The following is a 10868-nucleotide window of genomic DNA, read 5'->3' on the forward strand; positions in this document are numbered from 1 at the left end:
CCGTGGGCGTGGGTGTCGCCGAACAGCGATGCCTTCCAGCCGCCGAAGCTGAAATACGCCATCGGCACTGGGATCGGCACGTTGATGCCGACCATGCCGACTTCGACTTCGTTTTGGAACCGCCGCGCGGCCCCGCCGTCGTTGGTGAAGATCGCGGTGCCGTTGCCGTACGGGTTGGAGTTGATCAGTTCGAGTGCCTCGTCGTAGGAGTCGACGCGCACGACCGACAGCACCGGGCCGAAGATTTCGTCGGTGTAGACGCTCATCTGCGGGGTGACGTGGTCGATCAGGGTGGGCCCGAGCCAGAAGCCGTCCGGGCCGCCGTCGGGGTCCACGTGGCGGCCGTCGACGACGATGTCCGCGCCGTCGGCCTCGCCGGCGTCGATGTAGGAGGCCACCTTGTCGCGGTGGGCCTTGGTGACCAACGGGCCCATGTCGGTGTCGCGGGTGCCGTCGCCGATCTTCAATGGTGTGGTGCGCTCGGCGATCTTGGCGACCAGGTCGTCGGCAATCGGGCCGACAGCCACACAGGCGCTGATGGCCATGCAGCGCTCACCCGCGGAACCGAAGCCGGCGTTGACCATGGCGTCGGCGGCCAGGTCCAGGTCGGCGTCGGGCAGGATCACCGCGTGGTTCTTGGCCCCGCCGAGGGCTTGCACGCGCTTACCGTGCGCAGTGCCGGTCTGGTAGACGTATTGGGCGATCGGGGTGGAGCCCACGAAGGACACCGACTTGATCTTGGGGTTGGTCAGCAGTTCGTCGACGGCGGTCTTGTCGCCCTGCAGCACGTTGAACACCCCCGCAGGCAGACCGGCTTCGGCCCACAGCGCGGCCAACCACAGCGCGGCCGACGGATCCTTCTCCGACGGCTTGAGCACCACGGTGTTGCCCGCGGCGATCGCGATCGGGAAGAACCACATCGGCACCATGGCCGGGAAGTTGAACGGGGAGATGACCCCGACCGTTCCCAGCGGTTGGCGGATCGAGTAGACGTCGACATTGGTCGAGGCGTTCTCGGTGAACCCGCCCTTGAGCAAGTGTGGGATACCGCAGGCGAATTCGACGACCTCCTGGCCCCGGGACACTTCACCGAGCGCATCGGAGACGACCTTGCCGTGCTCGCTGGTGATGATCTCGGCCAGTTCGCCCTTGCGGGCGTTGAGCAACTCGCGAAACGCGAACAGGATCTGGGTGCGCTTGGCCAGTGAGGTGTCGCGCCACGCCGGGAACGCCGCCGCTGCGGCGTCGATCACCGCGCGGGCATCCTCGACACTGGCCAACGCCACCTGCCCCGTGACCTCACCGGTCGCGGGATTCGTCACCGGCGACGTCGCACCCGACATCCCTTCGAACGGCTTGTTGTCGATCCAATGGCGAATGGTTTGCGGCATATCCCTCAGTCTGTGTCAGGAAGTCATCACTCGCGGGGTACAAGATGTAACTGATATCGACCGCCCGTTTACACTCTGTAAATGGGTCTGACAGTGGCACAGGTGATCGACCTGCCCGTCCTGCAAGCGGGGCGGCCCGAAGTTCTCAGCTCGTGTCGATGGGACGAGCAGATCCGCTGGGTTCACGTCGGCGACGTCGCCGATCTGTCGGACCTGCTGCAGGGCGGTGAGTTGGTCCTGACGACCGGTGCCGCGTTGCGGAAATCGCCCGACAGATACTTGCGCGGCATCGCCGACGCAGGCGCGCTGGGCGTCGTCGTCGAGCTGACGGCCGGTGCGCCTCTGCCGAAGAAGGCAGCGGCGTCGGCCGAGCACCTGAACGTGGCGTTGGTGGCGCTGCACCGCGAAGTCAAGTTCGTCGAAGTGACCGAAGTGGTGCACCGACGGATCGTGTCCGAGCAGTTCGAGGAGGTCGCGTTCGACCGTCGCGTCCACGAGACGTTCACCGACCTCAGCATGAAGCGGGTCTCGGCCAACGGGATCGTCGCGGCCGCCGCTCGCATGCTCGACGAACCGGTGGTGCTGGAAGACCTTGCACACCAAGCGCTTGCGGTCGCGCCGGGCCCCGATACGGCGGCGGCGCTGCTCGACGATTGGGAACACCGCTCCCGACGCGGCTCCATGGGAGGCGGCGAGGGCTGGGTCATGACGGCGGTCGGACCCCGCGGCGAAGAATGGGGAAGGTTGATCGTCCCGCGCGTCCCCGCCGACGCCGGACGCACCAAGATGGTGCTCGAACGGGCAGCGTCCGCACTTGCCCTCAACCGGATGATCGAGCGTGACCGATCCGGTCTGCACCAACAGGCCCAGAGCGGGCTCGTCGAGGACGTGCTGCGCAACCGGATCAATGACGAGCGCGAGATCGCCGCCCGTGCACACGCTTTGGGCCTTCGCAAGACATCGCGGTACTTCCCGGTGGTGGTGCAGACGGGCAATGTGGGGCCGGGATCGGATCCGGTGGCCGAACAGCGACGCAACATCGGACTCCTCGATGCGGTGGCGCACACCGTGAACGCGTCGGGCCACACCGGGCTGTTCACGATCCGCAGCGACGGTGAGATCGGCGCCGTCGTGGCGTTGAGCACCACCAGGCCCGCGGGATCGGACACGGTGTGGAGTGCGTTGGGCACCAGCGTGGCGCGGGAGGTGGCGCGCGTGGACCGCGGGCGGCGTGCGGTGCTGGCCCTCGGTGAGCCCTGCGGACTCGTCACCGACGCCGTGCTCGGCCTCGCCGACGCTGCGCACGTCGCGGACGCGGCCCTGGCGATGCGGGGCGAGCCACGGCCGTTCTACCGCACGGCCGACGTCCGGCTTCGCGGGCTGATCTCCCTGCTGCAGGACGATCCCCGGTTCCAGGCGTTCGCCGAAACCGAGCTCAGGACACTGTTGACGGGCGAGAACGCCAGTGCGCCATCGGATCTGGCGGTGCTGCGCGAGTACCTTCGGGCCGGAGGGAACAAGGTCGCGTTGGCTACCCGCCTGCGCATCAGCAGACCGGCGCTCTACAAGCGGCTATCGGCCATCGAGGAGAAGCTGGGCGTCACGTTGGCCGACGCGGAATCGACGGTGTCCCTGCACGTGGCGATGCTGGTGCTGGAGGTCCGCAGAGGTGGCGACGTCGGGGTGACCGGCTAAACGCTCACATCAAGCGGTCATCAGAGCGTGGTCCAGGTACGGCGTGATGTTGCCAAGCGCGCGTTCGACGTACTCGTCCTTTTCTCCGACCGGCGCGACGTAGTGCAGGGCGCCCCTCGCGGCGTCGAGACCTTCCAGGCGGGCGATCATCCAGCCCGCGAGATAGGCCGACGAGAGGCAACCGCCTGCCGTGGCGACATTGCCCTTGGCGAACAGCGGTTGATCGAGCACCTCGACGCCGGCCTCCTGCACCCATGGCTTGGTCGTCAAGTCGGTGCACGCCGGGACTCCGTCGAGGAGCCCGAGTTTGGCCAGTATCAGCGTGCCGGAGCATTGTGCGCCGAGCAGCTGCCGGGATGGATCGAGCGGCAGCCGTGCCATCAGCGCCGGATCCGCGACCACTTCGCGGGTCTGCCTGCCGCTGCCCACGATGACCGCGTCGGCGGCGCTGGCTTCGTCGAGCGAGACGTGGGATTCGATGACGACGCCGTTCATCGATCGGACTCGTGGGCTCGGGCTGGCGATCGAGACCCGCCAGTCGGTCTTCCGAACTCGGTTGAGAACACCAAGTGCGATCAGCGAGTCGAGTTCGTTGAAGCCCTCGAAGGTGAGGATGGCGATGTGCATGGCTCGAGCGTAAGGCGCCGTATCCAATACGATCAACTTATTGTCATGCATACAATCGCCGGGTGGCACGCGCTCGATACAAGGCCGTCGTAGACGCGCTGGCGACCGATATCCGGGCAGGCAAGATCCCTCCCGGCACGCGGTTGCCGACCCATCGCGAGCTCGCGGCCCGAGAGGGGCTGGCCCTGGTGACCGCGACCCGGGTCTACGCCGAGCTCGCAGGCATGGGCCTCGTCAGTGGCGAAACCGGGCGCGGCACTTACGTCCGGGAAACCTCCCTACCGCCTGGGCACGGCATGGAGCAGCGGGCGTTCGCCGATGACGTCGTGGACTTGAACTTCAACTACCCGTCGGTGCCCGGACAGGCCGACTTGCTGCGAAATGCCCTGCGGGCGCTGGCATCCTCGGGTGATCTGGAGGCCCTCCTGCGTTACCAGCCCCACGGTGGCCGTCCCCACGAGCGGGCGTCGGTAGCGCTTCATCTCGAACGGCGCGGACTCACGGTTCCTGCGGATCGGGTGTTGATCGCCAACGGCGCGCAACACGGATTGGCCGTCGCGGCAATGGGGATCCTGCAGCCCGGCGACGTGGTTGCGGCCGACGCGTTGACCTATCCGGGATTCAAAGTGCTCGCTCAGGCACTTCGCCTGGAGTTGGTGCCGCTACCCGCCACGACCGACGGCCCTGACTTGGACGCTCTTGCGCAGCTGTGCGTGACGCGACAGATCCGGGCGATCTACACGATGCCGACGCTGCACAACCCGCTCGGGTGGGTCACTTCCCTGCAGTCCCGTCAACAATTGGTGACGATTGCGCGCGCGCATGGCCTTCTCATCATCGAGGACGCCGCATACGCGTTCCTGGCCGAACGACCACCGGCGCCACTGGCCGCGCTCGCACCTGAGTCGACGCTCTACGTCTCCGGCCTATCCAAGAGCGTGGCCACCGGCCTTCGCTTCGGATTCGTGGTAGCCCCAACCGAATTCACGGGTGAACTCGAGCGGGTGATCCGGGCGACGACCTGGAACACACCGGCCCTGATGACCGCGATCGCCACCGGGTGGCTCAACGACGGCACCGTCGATCGCCTGGAAGCGCAGAAGCGGGCCGACGCCCGTGACCGGCAAGCGGTGGCCCGCGAGGTTCTCGACGGGCTCGAACTCGTCGGGCATCCGTCGTCGTACTTCCTGTGGCTCCCCATGCCCGGCGAAGCCCGAGCCGACCAGGTGGCAGCGGCGCTGATGCGCGAGACCATCTCGGTGTCGACTGCAGAACCGTTCGCGACGAGCAAGACCCCACCACACGCGATCAGGCTGGCGCTCGGGTCCGTAGACATGGATGTCCTGGCCGAGTCACTCGCGACGGTGAAACGGGTGATCGACGCGTACACCCATTGACGGGGCCGTCGCGCGTGTTCAATGGGCCGATGAAGTTGCCCGTCATGCCGCCGGTCTCGCCGATGCTGGCGAAGTCGGTTCCGGAGATTCCGCCCGGCGCCTGGTATGAGCCGAAGTGGGACGGCTTCCGGTCGATCTGCTTCCGCGACGGGGACGAGGTGGAACTCGGCAGCCGCAACGAGCGGCCGCTGACCCGGTACTTCCCCGAAGTCGTCGCGGCGGCCATCGCGGAGCTACCGGACAGATGTGTGATCGACGGGGAGATCGTCGTTCCGTCCGCGCACGGTCTGGATTTCGAGGCGCTGCAACAGCGCATCCACCCGGCGGACAGCCGCGTGCGGATGCTCGCCGAGAAGACTCCTGCGTCGTTCATCGCCTTCGATCTGCTCGCGCTCGGCGACGATGACCACACCGGTCGGCCGTTCAGCGAGCGCCGCGCCGCCCTGGTCGACGCGCTGGCCGGCGCTGGTCCGTCCATTCACGTGACCCCGCTGACCACCGATCTCACCACTGCCCAGAGGTGGTTCTCCGAGTTCGAGGGCGCCGGCCTCGACGGTGTCGTCGCCAAAGCGCCGACGATCACCTACCAGCCGGACAAGCGCGTCATGTTCAAGATCAAGCACGTACGCACCGCCGACTGTGTGGTTGCCGGGTACCGGGTGCACAAGTCCAGCGACGACGCGATCGGCTCGCTGCTGCTCGGGCTCTACCGGGACGACGGTGCGCTGGCCTCGGTCGGCGTCATCGGCGCCTTTCCGATGGCCACCCGCCGAAGCCTGTTCACCGACCTACAGCCCTTGGTCACGACGTTCGACGTCCACCCATGGAACTGGGCCGCCCACGAAGCCGCGCAACGCACGCCCCGTCGAAACGAGGGCTCGCGCTGGAACGCAGGCAAGGATCTGTCGTTCGTGCCACTGCGACCCGAGCGCGTGGTCGAGGTCCGCTACGACCACATGGAAGGCGAAAGGTTCCGCCACACAGCCCAATTCAACCGCTGGCGCCCCGACCGCGACCCACGCTCGTGCACCTACGCCCAGCTCGAGCAACCGCTGACCTTCAGCCTTGATGTCATCCTTCCCGGTCTTGGCCACGGCGATGCGTTCTAGGGTGGGCGCTGTGCCCCGAGTATCCGGTCGTCCCGCTGACGCCTCGCCGTGGTCGCCGCGGGAGGCCGAACTGCTGGCGGTGACGTTGCAGCTGTTGCAGCAAAACGGCTATGACCGGTTGACGCTGGACGCGGTCGCCACCACGGCCCAGGCCAGCAAGGCGACGGTGTACCGGCGGTGGCCGACCAAGGCCGAGTTGGTGTTGGCCGCGTTCATCGAAGGCGTCCGTGAGGCCGCCGTCCCGCCCGACACCGGCACGCTGCGAGGGGACCTGCTGCAACTCGGCGAGACGATCCTGGAGCAAACCCGTCAGCACGCCAGCACCCTCCGCGCGGTGCTGGTGCAGGTTTCGAACAATCCCGCGCTCATGGAGGCGATGCAGCGCGAGTTCATCGATCACCGGGAAGCCTTGCTCCGGTTCGTCCTGCAGCAGGCCGTCGACCGCGGAGAGATCGACGGCGCCGCCATCAGCGACGACGTGTGGGATGTGCTGCCGGGCTATCTGATCTTCCGGTCCATCATCCCGAACCGGCCGTCCAGCAAGGACACCGTGCGAGCCCTGGTAGACGAGGTTCTCATCCCCTCCCTGACCCGACCGATCGGCTGAGCGCACCCGGCTTTGCGCAGCTCACAGGCGGAAAGTCAAGACTTGCCCCTAACGGTCCCGTACCGTACCGTTCCGCTAGGTACTTAGACTCGCTCTGCAGTGCTGCGAGAGAGTCCGCCCGGGGGTAATCGGGCTGGCCGGCCGTCGAAAGGTCTAGGGGTGAAGCGGATTTCGATCGGCGGTTTCGTCAGACGACGATGGATGGTGCTGGTCGCCGTGTTGGTGGTCGCGGTCACGGCGTTTGCCGTGTATCGGCTGAATGGCATCTTCGGTTCCAACAACACGGTCTCCCGGCCAAGCGCCGACTCGCTGGAGAACTCCGACTACAACCCCAAGCGCGTCCTCTTCGAAGTGTTCGGCTCGCCCGGATCCACGGCCACCATCAATTTCCTGGACAAAGACGCCCAGCCTCAGCGCGTCGACAACGTGCCCCTGCCCTGGTCGCACCCGCTGACGACGACCGACCCCACGCTGTTCGCCGACCTCCGCGCCCAAGGTGACGGAAGCACGATCGGTTGCCGCATCACGGTGAACGGCATCGTCAAGGACGAAAGGTCCACCAACAACGTGAACGGCTACATCGCCTGCCTGGACAAGTCCGCATGAGCGAGCACCGGGTCGACGAGCCCGTCGAGGCTGCGGCGGTTCAGGGTTCGTTCATGGCGCGCAACATCCGTCGGTTCGCCGTGCCGATCATGATCATCTGGGTCGGAATCGCCGCGTTCACCAACGTCTTCGCCCCGCAGTTGGAGGTCGTCGGAGCGGCACATTCGGTGTCGATGAACGCGCCCGACTCTCCGTCGATCATGGCGATGAGGCACATCGGCAAGGTGTTCAACGAGTACGACTCCGATAGCGCTGCCATGGTCGTGCTCGAAGGCGACCAACCTCTTGGTGCCGATGCCCACCACTACTACGACGACCTGGTCAAGCGAATCGGCCAGGACACCAAGCACGTTCAGCACATTCAGGACTTCTGGGGGGATCCGCTCACGGCGGGTGGCTCACAGAGCAAGGACGGCAAAGCCGCTCTGGTGCAGGTGTATCTGGCAGGAAATCAGGGCGAGGCGTTGTCCAACGAGTCCGTCGACGCCCTCCGCGACATCGTGAACCACTCCAAGCCACCGCCCGGCGTCAAGGCCTACGTCACCGGCGCCGCACCGCTGATCACCGACAACTTCGAAGTCGGCAGCGAGGGCACCGCGAAGGTCACCATCATCACCTTCGTGGTCATCGCGGTGATGCTGCTCATCGTCTATCGCTCGATCGTTACCACGCTCATCGTCCTGGTCACGGTCCTCGTCGAGTTGTCCGCCGCCCGTGGCGTCGTCGCCTTCCTGGCGAATCAGGGGATCATCGGTCTGTCGACCTACTCGACGAATCTGCTCACACTGTTGGCGATCGCCGCAGGAACCGACTACGCGATATTCGTCGTCGGCCGATATCACGAAGCGCGTTCGGCAGGCGAGGAACGAGAAACGGCGTTCTACACGATGTTCCGGGGAACCGTGCACGTGATCGTCGGCTCGGGACTGACGATTGCCGGGGCTGTGTTCTGCCTCTACTTCACCCGACTGCCCTACTTCCAGACCCTGGGGGTGCCCGCCGCCATCGGAGTCCTGGTGGCGCTGACGGCCGCGCTCACCCTGGGGCCCGCGGTGCTGGTGGCGGCCAGCCACTTTGGGCTGCTGGACCCCAAACGCAAGCACCGCACCCGCGGTTGGCGCCGGATCGGCACGGCCATCGTGCGGTGGCCCGGCCCCATTCTCGTCGTGACGATCGCGCTGGCCCTGATCGGTCTGCTCGCCCTGCCCGGCTACAAGACCAGCTACGACGCCCGTCCATATCTGCCTGCTGACGCGCCGGCCAACGTCGGATATGCGGCGGCCGAACGCCACTTCTCCGAGGCGAGGCTGAATCCCGAACTGTTGATGATCGAGACCGATCACGACATGCGAAACCCCGCGGACATGCTCATCCTCGAACGGGTGGCCAAGGCGGTTCTGCACACCCCGGGCATCTCTCTGGTGCAATCGATCACGCGGCCACTCGGCGCGCCGATCACGCACAGCTCCATACCGTTTCAGATCAGCGCGAGTAGTGCCAGCCAGATCATGAACCTGCCCTACCAGCAGGCGCGGGCCCAGGATCTGATGAAGCAGGCCAACGACATCAACAACACGATCGACATCCTGCGACAGCAGTTGACGCTGCAGAAGGCCAGTGCTTCCGCCACCAACGAGCAGACCCAAGCGTTCCACGACACCGTCGCGATCGTGAACGACCTGCGCGACAAACTCGCCAACTTCGACGACTTCTTCCGTCCCCTGCGCAACTACTTCTACTGGGAACCGCACTGCTTCGACATCCCCTCCTGCGCGGCACTGAGGTCGGTGTTCGACGCACTCGACGGCATCAGCGCACTCAGCGATCAGTTCGGGAACATCACCGCGAGCCTGGACAAGCTCAATGCCCTGCAGCCGCAACTCGTCGCGTTGTTACCGCCCCAACTCGCGATTCAGGAGCGCAACCGCGACCTCATCCTGTCCAACTTCGCCACCACGAACGGCACCAACACTCAATCGGAGGAGGCGCTGCGCAACGCGACCGCGATGGGACAAGCCTTCGACCAGGCCAAGAACGACGACTCCTTCTACCTGCCACCGGAAGCCTTCGACAACGCCGACTTCAAGCGCGGCCTGAAGCTGTTCCTCTCGGCCGACGGTCACGCTGCCCGCATGATCATCACCCACGAGGGCAAACCCGCCACCCCCGAGGGGATTTCGCACATCGATGCGCTGAAGAACTCAGCGTTCGATGCGATCAAGGCAACGCCGTTGTCGGACGCCAAGATCTATGTCGCGGGTACCGCGGCGACGTACAAGGACATTCAAGACGGAGCCAAGTACGACCTGTTGATCGCGGCCCTGGCCGCGCTCAGCCTCATCCTGCTCATCATGATGTTCATCACGCGCAGCCTGGTGGCTGCCATCGTCATCGTCGGCACCGTCGCGCTGTCGTTGGGCGCATCCTTCGGGTTGTCGGTGTTGGTCTGGCAGTACATCTTCGGCATCCAGTTGTACTGGATCGTGCTCGCATTGGCGGTCATCCTGCTGCTGGCAGTGGGCGCCGACTACAACCTGTTGCTGATATCCCGGTTCAAGGAAGAGATACACGCCGGATTGAAAACCGGCACCATTCGCGCGATGGCGGGCACCGGTGGTGTCGTCACCGCTGCCGGGTTGGTGTTCGCAGCGACCATGTCCTCGTTCGTGTTCAGCGATCTGATCGTGCTCGGCCAGATCGGCACCACGATCGGCCTCGGGTTGATGTTCGATACGTTGATCGTGCGGTCGTTCATGACACCGGCCATCTCGACCCTGCTCGGACGCTGGTTCTGGTGGCCGCAGATCGTGCGTACCCGTCCGGCCAGCCAGATGCTGCGCCCCTATGGGCCGCGCCGCGCAGTTCGCGATCTGCTCGAGCGTGAACCGAACGACCGTTTCGTCAGCCCCGACTAACGCCGAACGTGCGGTTGTTATACCGAACAGTCGGGGCGTTCAGCGCTCACTCGCGTAGAGGTGGACCAGCCCGGAGGCGACGGCGAACCGCGGGCCGTGCACGCCGTCGATGTTGGCCCGTCCCACCGCGATCGGGATCGTGCGCAATGATTCGCCGACCGTGCGGAGCAGTTCGTCGTCGAGTGCCCCGCCCCCGGCCAGCACCAGTGCGGTGGGTGGATCGTCGAAGGCCAACATGGCGCGGGCGATGTTCGCCGCGACCGTCTCCTGCTTGATTGCCAGCCGCAGGCTGCGCCACTCCTCCGCCGCCAGCTTGCTCGAGAACGGCACCAGGCCTGCACTTCCGCGCGTGCACAACCGGCCGATCGCGTCGGTCTGAGCGGGGCTGTCCAGGAACAACCGCCTGCCGTCCTCCTCGTGCGCCACGTGCGGACCTTCGACCCTCAGGGCCGGTGTCCGCTTCACCCGCTCGGCGAGAGCACGCGGGATGCTCAGCACCCGCGCCACGGCGGTAGTGATCG

General features: G+C 65.9%; 9 protein-coding genes. 6 read left to right on the plus strand and 3 right to left on the minus strand.

Annotated features, from left to right (window positions below; genetic code table 11):
- The coding region (locus tag QOC69_RS15195; RefSeq protein WP_526440890.1) for a CoA-acylating methylmalonate-semialdehyde dehydrogenase at window positions 1-1391 on the minus strand (1391 nt) is incomplete at its 3' end.
- Window positions 1392-1472: 81 nt separating this feature from the next.
- Between QOC69_RS15195 and QOC69_RS15200 the strand changes: the two genes are divergently transcribed.
- The gene (locus tag QOC69_RS15200) at window positions 1473-3086 is read left to right on the plus strand and encodes a PucR family transcriptional regulator (RefSeq protein WP_526440892.1); all 1614 of its coding nucleotides are present in this window, start codon (window positions 1473-1475) and stop codon (window positions 3084-3086) included.
- Window positions 3087-3095: 9 nt separating this feature from the next.
- Here QOC69_RS15200 and QOC69_RS15205 read toward each other — a convergent pair whose 3' ends face one another.
- Window positions 3096-3713: a DJ-1/PfpI family protein gene (locus QOC69_RS15205; RefSeq protein WP_526440894.1), complete on the minus strand. Its 618-nt coding sequence runs from the start codon at window positions 3711-3713 to the stop codon at window positions 3096-3098.
- A 62-nt stretch (window positions 3714-3775) separates the two neighbouring features.
- Between QOC69_RS15205 and QOC69_RS15210 the strand changes: the two genes are divergently transcribed.
- From QOC69_RS15210 to QOC69_RS15230, 5 genes are all read left to right on the plus strand, one after another.
- On the plus strand, window positions 3776-5110 hold the full coding sequence (locus tag QOC69_RS15210; protein WP_526440896.1) for an aminotransferase-like domain-containing protein: 1335 nt from the start codon (window positions 3776-3778) through the stop codon (window positions 5108-5110).
- Window positions 5111-5139: 29 nt separating this feature from the next.
- Complete coding sequence (locus QOC69_RS15215; RefSeq protein WP_526440898.1) at window positions 5140-6219, plus strand: ATP-dependent DNA ligase; 1080 nt, start codon at window positions 5140-5142, stop codon at window positions 6217-6219.
- Window positions 6209-6826 carry a TetR/AcrR family transcriptional regulator gene (locus QOC69_RS15220; RefSeq protein WP_526440900.1) on the plus strand — a complete coding sequence of 206 codons (618 nt, stop codon included), beginning with the start codon at window positions 6209-6211 and terminating at the stop codon, window positions 6824-6826. Before QOC69_RS15215 ends, QOC69_RS15220 begins: the two co-directional genes overlap by 11 nt.
- A 201-nt stretch (window positions 6827-7027) precedes the next feature.
- Complete coding sequence (locus QOC69_RS15225; RefSeq protein WP_526440906.1) at window positions 7028-7432, plus strand: MmpS family transport accessory protein; 405 nt, start codon at window positions 7028-7030, stop codon at window positions 7430-7432.
- Window positions 7429-10347: an MMPL/RND family transporter gene (locus tag QOC69_RS15230; RefSeq protein WP_526440902.1), complete on the plus strand. Its 2919-nt coding sequence runs from the start codon at window positions 7429-7431 to the stop codon at window positions 10345-10347. Before QOC69_RS15225 ends, QOC69_RS15230 begins: the two co-directional genes overlap by 4 nt.
- A gap of 39 nt (window positions 10348-10386) precedes the next feature.
- Here QOC69_RS15230 and QOC69_RS15235 read toward each other — a convergent pair.
- Window positions 10387-10868: diol dehydratase reactivase ATPase-like domain-containing protein (locus QOC69_RS15235; RefSeq protein ID WP_526440904.1), on the minus strand; the 482-nt coding region annotated here is incomplete at its 5' end.

Origin of the sequence: Mycobacterium sp., assembly GCF_032162105.1 — a bacterium.
Lineage (GTDB): Bacteria > Actinomycetota > Actinomycetes > Mycobacteriales > Mycobacteriaceae > Mycobacterium.